13 protein-coding genes are annotated in these 15,797 nt (G+C 69.3%); all 13 read left to right on the top strand.

Annotation, left to right across the window (positions count from 1 at the left end; translation table 11 throughout):
• Positions 1-10: 10 nt before the first annotated feature.
• From B1H29_RS15530 to nuoN, 13 genes are read left to right on the top strand one after another with little or no spacing between them, the layout of a single operon-like run.
• Positions 11-565: a NuoB/complex I 20 kDa subunit family protein gene (locus B1H29_RS15530; RefSeq protein WP_005313804.1), complete on the top strand. Its 555-nt coding sequence runs from the start codon at positions 11-13 to the stop codon at positions 563-565.
• Positions 562-1,317 carry an NADH-quinone oxidoreductase subunit C gene (locus B1H29_RS15525; RefSeq protein ID WP_055418456.1) on the top strand — a complete coding sequence of 252 codons (756 nt, stop codon included), beginning with the start codon at positions 562-564 and terminating at the stop codon, positions 1,315-1,317. Before B1H29_RS15530 ends, B1H29_RS15525 begins: the two co-directional genes overlap by 4 nt.
• On the top strand, positions 1,314-2,645 hold the full coding sequence (locus B1H29_RS15520) for an NADH-quinone oxidoreductase subunit D (RefSeq protein WP_055418455.1): 1,332 nt from the start codon (positions 1,314-1,316) through the stop codon (positions 2,643-2,645). Before B1H29_RS15525 ends, B1H29_RS15520 begins: the two co-directional genes overlap by 4 nt.
• Positions 2,642-3,514, top strand: coding sequence for an NADH-quinone oxidoreductase subunit NuoE (nuoE, locus tag B1H29_RS15515; RefSeq protein WP_055418454.1), 873 nt, complete (start codon positions 2,642-2,644; stop codon positions 3,512-3,514). The genes B1H29_RS15520 and nuoE overlap by 4 nt, the downstream gene beginning before the upstream one ends.
• Positions 3,511-4,860, top strand: a complete 1,350-nt coding sequence (nuoF, locus tag B1H29_RS15510) for an NADH-quinone oxidoreductase subunit NuoF (protein WP_199832342.1) — start codon at positions 3,511-3,513, stop codon at positions 4,858-4,860. Before nuoE ends, nuoF begins: the two co-directional genes overlap by 4 nt.
• Positions 4,857-7,361, top strand: a complete 2,505-nt coding sequence (locus B1H29_RS15505) for an NADH-quinone oxidoreductase subunit G (protein WP_055418452.1) — start codon at positions 4,857-4,859, stop codon at positions 7,359-7,361. Before nuoF ends, B1H29_RS15505 begins: the two co-directional genes overlap by 4 nt.
• Complete coding sequence (gene nuoH / locus B1H29_RS15500; RefSeq protein ID WP_055418451.1) at positions 7,358-8,734, top strand: NADH-quinone oxidoreductase subunit NuoH; 1,377 nt, start codon at positions 7,358-7,360, stop codon at positions 8,732-8,734. Before B1H29_RS15505 ends, nuoH begins: the two co-directional genes overlap by 4 nt.
• Positions 8,727-9,368, top strand: coding sequence for an NADH-quinone oxidoreductase subunit NuoI (gene nuoI / locus B1H29_RS15495; RefSeq protein ID WP_055418450.1), 642 nt, complete (start codon positions 8,727-8,729; stop codon positions 9,366-9,368). The genes nuoH and nuoI overlap by 8 nt, the downstream gene beginning before the upstream one ends.
• Positions 9,365-10,207, top strand: coding sequence for an NADH-quinone oxidoreductase subunit J (locus B1H29_RS15490; RefSeq protein ID WP_055418449.1), 843 nt, complete (start codon positions 9,365-9,367; stop codon positions 10,205-10,207). The genes nuoI and B1H29_RS15490 overlap by 4 nt, the downstream gene beginning before the upstream one ends.
• Positions 10,204-10,503, top strand: coding sequence for an NADH-quinone oxidoreductase subunit NuoK (gene nuoK, locus B1H29_RS15485; RefSeq protein ID WP_029381056.1), 300 nt, complete (start codon positions 10,204-10,206; stop codon positions 10,501-10,503). The genes B1H29_RS15490 and nuoK overlap by 4 nt, the downstream gene beginning before the upstream one ends.
• 15 nt (positions 10,504-10,518) lie before the next feature.
• Positions 10,519-12,492, top strand: coding sequence for an NADH-quinone oxidoreductase subunit L (gene nuoL, locus B1H29_RS15480; protein ID WP_055418448.1), 1,974 nt, complete (start codon positions 10,519-10,521; stop codon positions 12,490-12,492).
• 5 nt (positions 12,493-12,497) lie between these two features.
• Positions 12,498-14,069 carry an NADH-quinone oxidoreductase subunit M gene (locus B1H29_RS15475; protein WP_055418447.1) on the top strand — a complete coding sequence of 524 codons (1,572 nt, stop codon included), beginning with the start codon at positions 12,498-12,500 and terminating at the stop codon, positions 14,067-14,069.
• Entirely contained in the window at positions 14,066-15,724 is a 1,659-nt protein-coding gene (nuoN, locus tag B1H29_RS15470; protein ID WP_055418446.1) for an NADH-quinone oxidoreductase subunit NuoN, read from the top strand. The genes B1H29_RS15475 and nuoN overlap by 4 nt, the downstream gene beginning before the upstream one ends.
• Positions 15,725-15,797: the final 73 nt, after the last annotated feature.

Here is a 15,797-nt window from a genome sequence, read left to right as displayed (position 1 = left end):
GGCCTTTGACATGGGACTCGAAGAAAAACTGCCGAGCGGCTTCCTGCTGACCACCGTCGAGCAGGCCGCGGGCTGGGTGCGCAAGTCGTCCGTCTTCCCCGCCACGTTCGGCCTCGCCTGCTGTGCCATCGAGATGATGACCACCGGCGCCGGCCGCTACGACCTGGCGCGCTTCGGTATGGAGGTCTTCCGCGGCTCACCGCGGCAGGCGGACCTGATGATCGTCGCGGGCCGGGTCAGCCAGAAGATGGCGCCGGTGCTGCGGCAGGTCTACGACCAGATGCCGAACCCGAAGTGGGTGATCTCCATGGGGGTCTGCGCCTCCTCGGGCGGCATGTTCAACAACTACGCGATCGTCCAGGGCGTCGACCACATCGTCCCGGTCGACATCTATCTCCCCGGCTGCCCGCCGCGGCCCGAGATGCTGATGGACGCCATCCTCAAGCTTCACCAGAAGATCCAGGGCTCCAAGCTCGGGGTGAACGCCGAGGAGGCGGCCCGCGAGGCGGAGGAAGCGGCGCTCAAGGCCCTGCCCACCATCGAGATGAAGGGGCTGCTGCGGTGAGCGACGCGAACAACACGGCAGGTGACGGGAACGGGGTGAACCCCGAGAAGGACCTGTCCGCCGAGAACCTCCCCGGCCAGCGCGGTCAGGGCGGCGAGGAGATCCGCGTCCAGCGCGGAATGTTCGGCGCCAACAACGGCGGCGACACCTCCGGCTACGGCGGCCTGGTCCGCTCCGTCCGGCTGCCCGGGCCGGCGAGCAGGCCCTACGGCGGATGGTTCGACGAGGTCGCCGACGAACTCGAGGGCGCGCTGGAGGAGCAGGGACTCCTGCCCGACAACGCCATCGAGAAGACGGTCGTCGACCGCGACGAGCTGACCTTCCACATCGAGCGCGAGCACTTGGTCCGAGTCGCCCGCACCATGCGCGACGACCCCGCCCTGCGCTTCGAGCTCTGCACCGGCGTCAGCGGCGTCCACTACCCGCACGACAAGGGCCGCGAGCTGCACGCCGTCTACCACCTGCGCTCGATCACCCACAACCGGCTGGTCCGCCTCGAAGTCAGCGCGCCCGACAGCGACCCGCACATCCCGTCACTGGTCTCCGTCTATCCGACGAACGACTGGCACGAGCGCGAGACCTACGACTTCTTCGGCATCGTCTTCGACGGTCACCCGGCCCTGACCCGGATCATGATGCCGGACGACTGGCAGGGCTTCCCGCAGCGCAAGGACTACCCCCTCGGCGGCATCCCCGTCGAGTACAAGGGCGCCCAGATCCCGGCTCCGGACCAGCGGAGGTCGTACTCGTGAGCACACAGTCAGCGTCCGCGGCCTCGGCGCGCGAGACCACCGAAGGCACCGTCTACACGGTCACCGGCGGCGACTGGGACGAGGTCGTCCAGTCCGCCGCCCGCACCGACGACGAGCGCATCATCGTCAACATGGGCCCGCAGCACCCGTCCACGCACGGTGTGCTCCGCCTCATCCTGGAGATCGACGGCGAGACCGTCACCGAGGCCCGCTGCGGCATCGGCTACCTGCACACCGGCATCGAGAAGAACCTCGAGTACCGGACCTGGACGCAGGGCACCACCTTCGTGACGCGCATGGACTACCTGACGTCGTTCTTCAACGAGACGGCGTACTGCCTGGGCGTCGAGAAGCTCCTCGGTATCGAGGACGACATCCCCGACCGGGCCACGATCATCCGGGTCCTGCTGATGGAGCTGAACCGGCTCTCCTCCCACCTGGTGTGCATCGCCACCGGCGGCATGGAACTCGGCGCCACCACGATCATGATCTACGGCTTCCGTGATCGTGAACTGATTCTCGACATCTACGAACTGATCACCGGCCTGCGGATGAACCACGCGTTCATCCGCCCGGGCGGACTCGCCCAGGACCTGCCGCCCGGCGCGGTGGACCACATCCGCGAGTTCGTGAAGAAGATGAAGAAGAACCTCCCGGAGTACGACAAGCTCGCCACCGGGAACCCCATCTTCAAGGGCCGCATGCAGGACGTCGGCTACCTCGACCTGGCCGGCTGCATGGCGCTCGGCGCCACCGGCCCGGTCCTCAGGTCCACCGGCCTGCCGCACGACCTGCGCAAGACCCAGCCCTACTGCGGCTACGAGACCTACGACTTCGACATCCCGACCGCCGACACCTGCGACGCCTACGGCCGCTTCCTGATCCGGCTGGAGGAGATGCGCCAGTCGCTGAGGATCGTCGAGCAGTGCCTGGACCGGCTCCAGCCCGGCCCGGTCATGGTCGCCGACAAGAAGATCGCCTGGCCCGCCCAGCTCGCCCTGGGACCGGACGGACTGGGCAACTCCCTCGACCACATCAAGAAGATCATGGGCACCTCCATGGAGGCCCTGATCCACCACTTCAAGCTGGTCACCGAGGGCTTCCGGGTGCCGCCGGGCCAGACCTACGCGGCGGTGGAGTCGCCCAAGGGCGAGCTCGGGGTGCACGTCGTCTCCGACGGCGGCACCCGCCCCTTCCGGGTTCACTTCCGCGACCCGTCCTTCACCAACCTGCAGGCCATGGCGGCGATGTGCGAGGGCGGCCAGGTCGCCGACGTCATCGTCGCCGTGGCATCCCTCGACCCCGTGATGGGAGGCGTCGACCGGTGACCACCTCTTCTTCGGAGCGGGGCGTCAGCCTGGGCATGCCGGAACTGCCCGCGCCCGCCTACCCGGACGACGTCCGGGCCCGACTGGAGACCGACGCGCGCGAGATCATCGCCCGCTACCCGGACTCCCGGTCCGCCCTCCTGCCGTTGCTGCACCTCGTGCAGGCGCAGGAGGGGCACGTCACGCGCACCGGGATGCAGTTCTGCGCCGACGTACTGGGCCTGACCACGGCCGAGGTCACCGCGGTCGCCACCTTCTACACCATGTACCGGCGCGGGCCGAGCGGCGACTACCAGGTCGGCGTCTGCACCAACACGCTGTGTGCGGTCATGGGCGGCGACGCGATCTTCGAGTCCCTCCAGGAGCACCTGGGCGTCGGCAACGGCGAGACCACCGAGGACGGCAAGGTCACCCTGGAGCACATCGAGTGCAACGCGGCCTGCGACTTCGCACCGGTCGTGATGGTCAACTGGGAGTTCTTCGACAACCAGACCCCGGCGAGCGTCAGGCGCCTCGTCGACGATCTGCGCGCGGGACGCCCGGTGAGCCCCACGCGCGGTGCGCCGCTGTGCACCTTCAAGGAGACCGCCCGGATCCTGGCGGGCTTCCCCGACGAGCGGGACGGCGCCGTCGCGGCCGGCGGCAGCGCGGGTCCCGCCTCCCTGGCCGGCCTGAAGCTGGCCAAGGGCGAGGCGTCCGCAGCGCGCGTGGTGCACCCGCGGGACGGCGGGCCGCACGACGCCACGCAGGGCCGGGCCGTGCACGACCCGTCCCCGACGGAACACCTCAGCTCGCACGATGCGCCGCAGGACACATCGGCATCCGACCCTTCCCACCCGGCAGGGCCTACCGCCGAGGAGGGGGAGTGATGACCGTGGCAGCCGAGATCAAGGGCACCAGTCCGGAGAAGCTGCTCGCACCCGTGCTGTCGGCCTTCTGGGACGAGGAGGAGTCCTGGACTCTGGACGTCTACCGGAGGCACGAGGGGTACGAGGGGCTCCGCAAGGCGCTGGCGATGTCGCCGGACGACCTGATCGCGTACGTCAAGGACTCGGGTCTGCGCGGACGCGGCGGCGCGGGGTTCCCGACGGGGATGAAGTGGCAGTTCATTCCCCAGGGGGATGGCAAGCCTCACTATCTAGTTGTCAACGCCGACGAGTCGGAGCCGGGGACCTGCAAGGACATCCCGCTCCTCTTCGCGAACCCGCACAGCCTCATCGAGGGCATCGTCATCGCGTGTTACGCCATCAGGTCTTCGCATGCCTTCATCTATCTGCGTGGTGAAGTCGTCCCAGTGCTGCGGCGGTTGCACGAGGCCGTGCGCGAGGCCTACGCGGCCGGCTTCCTCGGCGAGAACATCCTGGGCAGCGGACTCGACCTGGAACTCACCGTGCACGCGGGCGCGGGCGCGTACATCTGCGGTGAGGAGACCGCGCTGCTCGACTCGCTCGAAGGCCGCCGGGGTCAACCGCGGCTCCGTCCCCCCTTTCCTGCTGTGGCCGGCCTCTATGCCTGCCCGACTGTGGTGAATAACGTCGAATCGATCGCATCGGTTCCCGCGATCCTGAACAAGGGCAAGGACTGGTTCAGGTCGATGGGCAGCGAGAAGTCCCCGGGCTTCACGCTCTACTCGCTCAGCGGCCACGTCGCGGGCCCCGGCCAGTACGAGGCCCCGCTCGGCATCACGCTGCGCCAGCTCCTCGACATGAGCGGCGGCATGCGCTCCGGTCACCGGCTGAAGTTCTGGACACCGGGCGGCTCCTCGACGCCGATGTTCACCGACGAGCACCTCGACGTCCCCCTCGACTACGAAGGAGTGGGCGCCGCGGGTTCCATGCTCGGCACCAAGGCACTGCAGTGCTTCGACGAGACGACCTGCGTCGTGCGCGCCGTCACCCGCTGGACCGAGTTCTACGCCCACGAGTCCTGCGGTAAGTGCACGCCCTGCCGCGAGGGCACGTACTGGCTCGTCCAGTTGCTGCGCGACATCGAAGCCGGCAAGGGGTCGATGAGCGACCTCGACAAGCTGAACGACATCGCCGACAACATCAACGGCAAGTCCTTCTGTGCCCTCGGCGACGGTGCCGCCTCGCCGATCTTCTCCTCGCTCAAGTACTTCCGCGAGGAGTACGAGCAGCACATCACGGGCCGCGGCTGCCCCTTCGACCCGGCCAAGTCGACGGCCTGGGCCGACCGCACGGAGGTGAACGCATGACCGTGACCACCAATGCTCCCTCGGGAGGGGGAGAGGCGGCGGTCCCGCCGGAGGACCTCGTCTCGCTGACGATCGACGGCGCCGAGATCAGCGTGCCCAAGGGCACCCTGGTCATCCGGGCCGCCGAACAGCTCGGCATCGAGATCCCCCGGTTCTGCGACCACCCCCTCCTCGACCCGGCCGGCGCCTGCCGCCAGTGCATCGTCGAGGTCGAGGGCCAGCGCAAGCCCATGGCCTCCTGCACCATCACCTGCACCGACGGGATGGTGGTGAAGACCCACCTGACCTCGCCCGTCGCCGAGAAGGCCCAGCACGGTGTGATGGAGCTGCTGCTCATCAACCACCCGCTGGACTGCCCGGTCTGCGACAAGGGCGGCGAGTGCCCGCTGCAGAACCAGGCCATGTCGCACGGCCAGGCCGACTCCCGCTTCGAGGGCAGGAAGCGGACCTACGAGAAGCCCGTGCCGATCTCCACGCAGGTGCTGCTCGACCGCGAGCGGTGCGTGCTGTGCGCCCGCTGCACCCGCTTCTCCAACCAGGTCGCGGGCGACCCGATGATCGAGCTGATCGAGCGGGGCGCGCTCCAGCAGGTCGGCACCGGTGAGGGTGACCCCTTCGAGTCGTACTTCTCCGGCAACACCATCCAGATCTGCCCGGTCGGCGCGCTCACCTCGGCGGCGTACCGCTTCCGCTCCCGCCCCTTCGACCTGATCTCCTCGCCGTCCGTGTGCGAGCACTGCTCCGGCGGCTGCGCGACCCGCACCGACCACCGGCGCGGCAAGGTCATGCGGCGCCTGGCGGCCGACGACCCCGAGGTCAACGAGGAGTGGATCTGCGACAAGGGCCGCTTCGCCTTCCGGTACGCCCAGCAGCGGGACCGGCTGGCGACGCCCCTGGTGCGCAACGCCGAGGGCGAGCTGGAGCCCGCCTCCTGGCCGGAGGCCCTGCAGATCGCCGCGCAGGGGCTGCTTGCCTCCAAGGGGCGCACCGGCGTCCTGACCGGCGGCCGGCTCACCGTCGAGGACGCCTACGCGTACAGCAAGTTCGCGCGCGTGGCGCTCGACACCAACGACATCGACTTCCGCGCGCGCGTGCACAGCCCCGAGGAGGCCGACTTCCTGGCCTCCCGGGTCGCCGGACGCGGCCGTGATCTCGACGGCACGGGAGTCACGTACACCACGCTGGAGAAGGCGCCCGCCGTCCTGCTGGTCGGGTTCGAGGCCGAGGAGGAGGCGCCCGGCGTCTTCCTGCGGCTGCGCAAGGCCTGGCGCAAGCACGGGCAGGAGGTCTTCTCGCTGGCCACGCACGCCACGCGAGGCCTGCAGAAGGCCGGCGGCACGCTGCTGTCCGCCGCCCCCGGTACCGAGACCGAGTGGCTGGACGCGCTCGCGAGCGGTGTCGGACTGGAGGACGGCGGCGCCCGGGCCGCCGAGGCACTGCGCGCCGAGGGCGCCGTGATCGTCGTCGGCGAGCGACTGGCGTCCGTGGCCGGCGGCCTCACCTCCGCCGTACGGACCGCCGCCGCGACCGGCGCCCGCCTGGTGTGGATCCCGCGCCGGGCCGGGGAGCGCGGCGCGATCGAGGCGGGTGCGCTGCCGTCACTGCTGCCGGGTGGCCGCCCCGCGACCGACCCGCGCGCGCGTGAGGAGGTGGCCGCGGTCTGGGGCCTGGCCGACCTGCCCCACCGCTACGGCCGTGACACCGGCGAGATCGTCGAGGCCGCGGTCCGGGGTGAGCTGCAGGCGCTGCTGGTGGCGGGCGTGGAGGTCGCCGACCTGCCCGATCCGGCACGCGCGCGTGCGGCACTCGCCGAGGCCGGCTTCGTGGTGTCGCTGGAACTGCGGCCCAGCGAGGTCACCGAACTCGCCGACGTCGTCCTGCCCGTCGCCGCGGTCGCCGAGAAGGCCGGGACCTTCCTGAACTGGGAGGGCCGGGTGCGCTTCTTCGAGGCCGCCCTCAAGCCGGACCAGATGACCCGCCGTATGGCGCCCGCCGACGCCCGCGTGCTCCAGATGCTGGCCGACGCCATGGACGTACACCTGGGCCTGCCCGATCTGCGCACCACGCGCGCGGAGATCGACCGGCTCGGCGCCTGGGACGGGCCGCGGGCCACCGAACCGCTGGGGACCGCGGGCGCGCTGCCGCGGCCGGCCGCCGGTGAGGCCGTACTGGCCGGGCACCGGCTGCTGCTCGACCGGGGCGTCCTCCAGCAGGGCGACGAGGCGCTCGCCGGTACCCGGCACGCCGCCCGCGCGCGCGTTTCGGCCGCCACGGCCGCCGAGGCCGGCGTCAAGGACGGCGATCTCCTGGCCGTGACCGGCCCCGCGGGGACCGTCGAACTCCTGCTGCAGATCACCGAGATGCCCGACCGGGTGGTCTGGCTCCCGCTGAACTCGGCCGGCACCGGCGTCGCCTCCGACGCCGGGGTGCTGCCCGGAACCCTCGTCCGCATCGGGCCGGCGACGCCGGCAGGCGTAGCCCCCAAGGAGGTGGAGGCATGAGCCCGTACCTCGCCGCTGAAGACCTCTCGATGTTCGGAACCGACCCGTGGTGGCTGGTCGTCGTCAAGGCGGTCTTCTGCTTCGCCTTCCTGATGGTGACCGTGCTGTTCTCCATCGTGTGGGAGCGCAAGGTCGTCGCCTGGATGCAGTTGCGCGTCGGCCCGAACCGGCACGGCCCCTGGGGCATGCTCCAGTCGCTCGCCGACGGCATCAAACTGATGCTCAAGGAAGACGTCATCGTCAAGCGCGCCGACAAGGTGGTGTACGTCCTCGCGCCGATCGTCGCGGCCATCCCGGCCTTCATGGCGATCGCGGTGATCCCCTTCGGACCGGCCGGCAACGAGATCTCGATCTTCGGCCAGCGCACCGCCATGCAGCTCACCGACCTGCCGATCGCCCTGCTGTACATCCTCGCGGTCGCCTCGATCGGCATCTACGGCATGGTGCTGGCGGGCTGGAGCTCCGGTTCGACCTATCCGCTGCTCGGCGGGCTGCGGTCCTGCGCGCAGATGATCTCCTACGAGATCGCGATGGGCGCCGCGTTCGCCTCGGTGTTCCTCTACTCGGGGTCGATGTCGACGTCGGAGATCGTCGCTCAGCAGGGCGACCGCTGGTACATCGTGCTGCTGCCGGTCTCCTTCATCCTCTACATCGTCACCATGGTCGGCGAGACCAACCGAGCCCCCTTCGACATGCCGGAGTCCGAGGGCGACCTGGTGGGCGGCTTCAACACCGAGTACTCGTCGATCAAGTTCGCGATGTTCATGCTCGCCGAGTACGTGAACATGGTGACGGTCTCGGCGGTCGCCATCACCCTCTTCCTCGGCGGCTGGCGCGCCCCGTGGCCGGTCAGCACCTTCTGGGAGGGCGCCAACCACGGCTGGTGGCCGCTGCTCTGGTTCGTGCTCAAGGTCCAGTTGCTGCTGTTCTTCTTCATCTGGCTGCGCGGCACGCTTCCCCGGGTCCGCTACGACCAGTTGATGAAGCTCGGCTGGAAGGTCCTCATCCCGGTCTCCCTGGTCTGGCTGATGCTGGTCGCGACCGTGCGGGCCCTCAGGAACGAGAACTACGGCTTCGCCGACATCGCGCTCTACATCGGCGGCGGTGTCCTGGTCCTGCTGCTGCTGTCCTTCGTCGTGGACATGTACCGCGAGAAGGGCAAACAGGCGGCGGCCCCGGCCGAGGAGCCGGCCGCTTTCGACCCGATGGCCGGCGGTTTCCCGGTACCGCCGATGCCCGGACAGGAGCTGCCACCGGTGCCGCGGCGCCGTCCGCGCCGGGAGCGGGAGCTGATTGTCAGTGGTGGGCCCGATACTCAGAGTGACGAATCTCTGGGCGGATCTACGGATGGAAAGGAGGCGTCCGATGACTGAGGAACCCAAGGAGACCGACCCCGGTTTCCTGAACCCCGTGGCCGGCTTCGGCGTGACCTTCAAGGCCATGTTCAAGAAGCGGCTGACCGAGCAGTACCCGGAGCAGCAGAAGACCACCGCTCCGCGCTTCCACGGACGGCACCAGCTCAACCGCCATCCGGACGGCCTGGAGAAGTGCGTCGGCTGCGAGCTGTGCGCCTGGGCGTGTCCCGCCGACGCCATCTACGTGGAGGGCGCGGACAACACGGACGAGGAGCGCTACTCACCGGGGGAGCGGTACGGCCGCGTCTACCAGATCAACTACGCCCGCTGCATCCTGTGCGGCCTGTGCATCGAGGCGTGCCCCACACGCGCGCTGACGATGACCAACGAGTTCGAGCTCGCCGACTCCAGTCGCGCCAACCTCATCTTCACCAAGGAGCAACTGCTCGCCGGTCTCGAGGACGGCATGGTCGACTCGCCCCACGCCATCTACCCGGGCACGGACGAGCAGGACTACTACCGGGGCCTGGTCACCGAGGCCGCGCCCGGGACGGTCCAGCAGGTCGCCCACTCCAAGGGGGAGGTCGTCCAGGAGGCCGACTCGACCTTCGGCGGGACCGAACCGGCGTCGGAGGAGGTGATCCGCCGATGACCGAGCAGCTCGCCGCCTACTCCACATCCACCGGAGAGGCCGTCCAGTTCTGGATCCTCGGCACCGTCGCGGTGGTCGGCGCCCTGTGCACCGTCTTCATGAAGAAGGCCGTGCACAGTGCACTCTGCCTCGCCGGGACCATGATCATCCTGGCGGTGTTCTACCTCGCCAACGGTGCCTACTTCCTCGGCGTCGTGCAGATCGTCGTCTACACCGGCGCGATCATGATGTTGTTCCTGTTCGTGGTCATGCTCGTCGGCGTCACCGCGGCGGACTCCCTGAAGGAGACCATCAAGGGGCAGCGCTGGCTGGCCCTGCTCTCCGGGCTCGGCTTCGGCATCCTGCTGATCGCCGGCATCGGCAACGCGTCCGTCACGGAGTTCAGCGGTCTGGCCCAGGCCAACGCGAACGGCAACGTGGAGGGCATCGCGTCCCTCATCTTCACCAAGTACGTCTTCGCCTTCGAGATCACCGGCGCCCTGCTCATCACGGCCGCCGTCGGCGCCATGGTGCTCACCCACCGCGAGCGCACCGAACGGGCGGCGACCCAGCGCGAACTGGCCGAGCGGCGCGTCCGCGAGGGCAAGCAGTTGCCGCCGCTGCCGGCGCCCGGCGTGTACGCCCGGCACAACGCGGTCGACATCGCGGGCCTGCTGCCCGACGGCACCCCGTCCGAGCTCACCGTCAGCAGGACGCTGCGTGAGCGGGGCCAGATCCGCGACGTGTCGATGGAGGCGCTGGGCGATCTGAAGGCGCTGGAGCAGCGGGCCGAGGAGCGCCTCGAGCGCAAGGCCGTCGAGCCGGGCAACTCCGACCGGTCCGAGGAGGCGTCGAAGTGAGCCCCGTCAACTACCTGTACCTCGCGGCCCTGTTGTTCACGATCGGCGCCACCGGCGTGCTGATCAGGCGCAACGCGATCGTGGTCTTCATGTGCGTCGAGCTGATGCTCAACGCCTGCAACCTCGCGTTCGTCGCCTTCTCCCGCATGCACGGCAACCTCGACGGCCAGATCATCGCCTTCTTCACGATGGTCGTCGCCGCCGCGGAGGTCGTGGTCGGGCTTGCGATCATCGTGTCCCTGTTCCGTTCCCGCCACTCGGCCTCGGTCGACGACGCCAGCCTGATGAAGCTGTGAGGGGTCGCTAGAACCGTGACTAACGCAGAGAACTTTATTGCGCTGCTGGTGGCGGCGCCCTTGCTCGGAGCGGCGGTCCTCCTGTGCGGCGGACGCCGGCTGGACGCCGTCGGTCACTGGATCGGTACGCTGCTGGCCGCCGCGTCCTTCGTGATCGGTGTCGTCCTCTTCACCGACATGCTCGGCAGCGGCGCCGAGGACCGCACCCTGACGCAGCACCTGTTCAGTTGGATCCCGGTGGAGGGATTCCAGGCCGACGTCGCCTTCCGGCTCGACCAGTTGTCGATGACGTTCGTCCTGCTGATCACCGGCGTCGGCTCGCTCATCCATCTGTACTCGGTCGCGTACATGGAGCACGACGAGCGCCGCCGCCGCTTCTTCGGCTACCTGAACCTGTTCCTCGCGGCGATGCTGCTGCTCGTCCTCGCCGACAACTACCTGCTGCTGTACGTCGGCTGGGAGGGGGTCGGCCTCGCCTCCTACCTGCTGATCGGCTTCTGGCAGCACAAGCCCAGCGCCGCCACCGCCGCGAAGAAGGCATTCCTGGTCAACCGCGTCGGCGACATGGGCCTGTCCATCGCGATCATGTTGATGTTCCTGTGGTTCGGCACCTTCGCCTTCGGGCCGGTACTCGGCGGCCACGGGGAGGCCGGACTCGCGGGCTCGGCCGACGAGGGCAAGCTCACCGCGATCGCCCTGATGCTGCTGCTCGCCGCCTGCGGCAAGTCCGCCCAGGTACCACTGCAGTCCTGGCTCGGGGACGCGATGGAGGGCCCGACCCCGGTCTCGGCCCTCATCCACGCCGCGACCATGGTGACGGCGGGCGTGTACCTGATCGTCCGCTCCGGCGCCATCTTCAACGGCGCGCCCGACGCGCAGTTGGTCGTCACCATCGTCGGTGCGGTCACGCTGCTGTTCGGTGCGATCGTCGGTTGCGCCAAGGACGACATCAAGAAGGCACTGGCCGGTTCGACCATGTCGCAGATCGGCTACATGGTGCTGGCGGCCGGTCTCGGTCCCATCGGCTACGTCTTCGCGATCATGCACCTGGTGACGCACGGCTTCTTCAAGGCCGGTCTCTTCCTCGGCGCCGGTTCGGTCATGCACGGCATGAACGACGAGGTCGACATGCGCCGCTACGGCGGACTGCGCAAGTACATGCCGGTCACCTTCGTCACCTTCGGCCTCGGCTACCTCGCCATCATCGGCTTCCCGGGTCTGTCCGGCTTCTTTTCCAAGGACAAGATCATCGAGTCGGCGTTCGCCAAGGGCGGCACCGAGGGCTGGATTCTCGGCGCCTGCGCCCTGCTGGGCGCGGCCATCACGGCGTACTACATGACGCGCGTGATGCTGATGACGTTCTTCGGCGAGGAGCGCTGGCGCAACGCCCCGACGCCGTCGCCCGCGAAGCCCGACGTGGAGCCCGCCGCCGAGACGCGAGGCGAGTACACGCCACCGCACCCGCACGAGTCGCCGAAGATCATGACGATCCCGATGATCGCGCTGGCCGTCGGTTCGGTGTTCGGCGGCGCGTTCTTCAGCATCGGCGACCGCTTCGTGCACTGGCTGGAGCCCATCACCGGCCACGACCACGGCCACGCGCCGATCAGCGCCCTGACGGTCACGGTCTCCACCGTCGCCGTGATGGTGATCGGCGTGGCGGTCGCCTGGGCGCAGTACGGCCGCCGGCCGGTCCCGTCCGTCGCCCCGCGCGGGTCGCTGCTCACCCGGGCCGCCCGGCGCGACCTGCTCCAGGACGACCTCAACCACGTCGTCCTGGTCCGCGGCGGCGAGCACCTCACGCGCTCCCTGGTCTACGTCGACCACACCCTGGTCGACGGGGTCGTCAACGGCACGGCGGCCTCGGTCGGCGGCCTGTCCGGGCGGATGCGCAAGCTGCAGAACGGCTTCGCGCGCTCGTACGCGGTCTCGATGTTCGGCGGTGCGGCGGTCCTCGTCGCCGCGACCCTGCTGATGAGGGCGGTCTGATACCGATGTCCTTTCCCCTGCTGACAGTCACGGCGGCGCTCCCGGCCGTCGGGGCGATCGCCACGGCGGCCGTGCCGGCCGCGAAACGCACCGCGGCCAAGTGGCTGGCGCTGCTGGTCTCGCTGGCCACGCTCGCGCTGGCGATCACGATCCTGATCCGATTCGATCCCGGCGGCGACCGCTACCAGCTCACCGAGTCCCACTCCTGGATCGCGGAGTTCGGCGTCCGGTACGAACTGGGCGTGGACGGCATCGCGGTGGCGCTGATCGCGCTGACCGCCCTCCTGATCCCGTTCATCATCCTCGCGGGCTGGCACGACGCCGACCCGCTGGAGACCGGCAGCAGCCGGTGGCGGCCGACGCAGGGCTTCTTCGCCCTGATCCTGGCCGTCGAGGCGATGGTGATCATCTCTTTCGAGGCCACCGACGTCTTCCTCTTCTACATCTTCTTCGAAGCCATGCTGATCCCGATGTACTTCCTCATCGGCGGCTTCGGGGACCGGGCCCACGAGCACGGCGAGAAGACGGCCGCCACCCAGCGGTCGTACGCGGCGGTGAAGTTCCTCCTCTACAACCTGGCCGGCGGGCTGATCATACTGGCCGCGGTGATCGGGCTCTACGTGGTCGCGGGGAACTTCTCGCTCACCGAGATCGCGGAGGCCCGGGCGAGCGGCGAGCTGAACATGGCGACCAGCACCGAGCGCTGGCTGTTCCTCGGCTTCTTCTTCGCCTTCGCGGTGAAGGCACCGCTGTGGCCGCTGCACACCTGGCTGCCCAACGCCATGCAGGAGTCCACCGCCCCGGTGGCCGTGCTCATCACGGCGGTCGTCGACAAGGTCGGCACCTTCGCGATGCTCCGCTTCTGCCTCCAGCTCTTCCCGGAGGCGAGCAAGTGGGCGACGCCGGTCGTCCTCGTCCTGGCGGTCATCAGCATCATCTACGGGGCGCTGCTCGCGGTCGGCCAGCGGGACATCAAGCGGCTGATCGCGTACGCGTCGATCTCGCACTTCGGCTTCATCATCATGGGCATCTTCGCGATGACCAGCCAGGGCCAGTCCGGCGCGACGCTCTACATGGTCAACCACGGCATCTCGACCGCCGTGCTGATGCTGATCGCCGGCTTCCTGATCTCGCGGCGCGGCTCGCGGCTCATCGCCGACTACGGGGGAGTGCAGAAGGTCGCCCCGGTCCTCGCCGGCACCTTCCTGATCGGCGGCCTGGCGACCCTGTCCCTGCCGGGCCTCGCGCCCTTCGTCAGTGAGTTCCTGGTCCTGGTCGGCACGTTCACGCGCTATCCGGTGATCGGCATCATCGCCACCTTCGGCATCGTGCTCGCCGCGCTCTACACCCTCGTCCTCTACCAGCGGACGATGACGGGGCCGGTGAAGCCGGAGGTGTCCGCGATGCCCGACCTACGGGTGCGTGAGCTGGTGGTCGTGGCGCCGCTGGTGGCGCTGCTGATCTTCCTGGGCGTCTTCCCGAAGCCCGTCACGGACATCGTCAACCCCGCGGTGGAGCAGACCATGTCCGACGTACACAAGAAGGACCCCCAGCCTGAGGTGGAGGCGGCCAAGTGAGCGCAACAGCCGTCCACAGCCTGTGGACAACGGCGGCGACGGCGGCCGATCCGATCTCGAAGATCGACGCGCCGAAGATCGAATACGGGCAACTGTCGCCCACCCTCATCGTCATCGGCGCGGCGGTCATCGGAATCCTGATCGAGGCCCTCGTGCCGCGCAGGTCCCGCTACTACGCGCAGATGTTCGTGTCCGCCGTCGCGCTCGTCGCCGCCTTCGCCGCGGTCGTCGCGCTCGCGGTGGGCGGATACGGCACGACCAAGGCGGGCATCGCGGCGATGGGCGCCATCGCCGTCGACGGGCCGGCCCTGTTCCTGCAGGGCACGATCCTGCTGACGAGTCTGGTCGCCCTCTTCACCTTCGCCGAGCGGCGCCTCGACCCGCAGGCGCACGGCAACCGTGTCGACTCCTTCGCCGCGCAGGCCGCGTCCGTACCGGGCAGCGAGAGCGAGCAGAAGGCGGTGAAGGCCGGGTTCACCACCACCGAGGTGTTCCCGCTGCTGCTCTTCGCCGTCGCGGGCATGCTGGTCTTCCCCGCGGCCAACGACCTGCTGACGCTCTTCGTGGCGCTGGAGGTCTTCTCCCTCCCGCTGTACCTGCTGTGCGCACTGGCCCGCCGCAAGCGGCTGATGTCGCAGGAGTCGGCGGTCAAGTACTTCCTGCTCGGCGCGTTCGCCTCCGCGTTCACGCTGTTCGGCATCGCCCTGCTCTACGGCTACGCGGGCTCGATGTCGTACGGCACGATCGCGCAGGTCGTCGACGGCACCGTCCAGAACGTCACCCCGGCACTCGCCGACACCATGGGCAACGACGCGCTGCTGCTCGTCGGCTCCGCGCTGATCGTGATGGGCCTGCTGTTCAAGGTGGGCGCCGTGCCGTTCCACATGTGGACGCCGGACGTGTACCAGGGCGCGCCGACACCGGTGACCGGCTTCATGGCGGCGGCGACCAAGGTGGCCGCCTTCGGCGCCCTGCTCCGCATCCTCTACGTCGTCCTGCCCGGCCTGCGCTGGGACTGGCGGCCGGTGATGTGGGCCGTGGCGATCGTCACCATGCTGGCCGGCGCGATCGTCGCGATCACCCAGACCGACATCAAGCGGCTGCTGGCGTACTCGTCGATCGCGCACGCGGGCTTCATCCTCGCCGGTGTCATCGCCACCACGCCCGACGGCATCTCCTCCGTCCTCTTCTACCTGGCCGCGTACTCCTTCGTCACGATCGGTGCCTTCGCGGTCGTGACACTGGTGCGCGACGCGGGCGGTGAGGCGACCCACCTGTCGAAGTGGGCCGGCCTCGGACGCAGGTCGCCGTTGGTGGCGGCGGTGTTCGCGGTGTTCCTGCTGGCCTTCGCGGGCATCCCGCTGACCTCCGGGTTCTCCGGCAAGTTCGCCGTGTTCAAGGCGGCGGCGGAGGGCGGCGCGGTCCCGTTGGTCGTCGTCGGAGTGATCTCGTCGGCCATCGCGGCGTTCTTCTACATCCGCGTCATCGTGCTGATGTTCTTCAGTGAGCCGCGGCCGGAGGGCCCGACCGTCGCGGTGCCGTCACCGCTGACGATGACGGCGATCGGCGTCGGCGTGGCGGTCACGGTGGTGCTCGGTGTGGCGCCGCAGTACTTCCTGGACCTCGCGGGACAAGCGGGGGTGTTCGTGCGCTGACGCGGCGCCCGCCGGTACGGAGGCGGCGGCCCGGCACCCTTCAGGGGTGCCGGGCCGCCGTCGTGCGCGGGCC

Source organism: Streptomyces pactum (assembly GCF_002005225.1).
Taxonomy (GTDB): domain Bacteria; phylum Actinomycetota; class Actinomycetes; order Streptomycetales; family Streptomycetaceae; genus Streptomyces; species Streptomyces pactum_A.
This window is presented reverse-complemented; position numbering and strand designations above follow the sequence as displayed.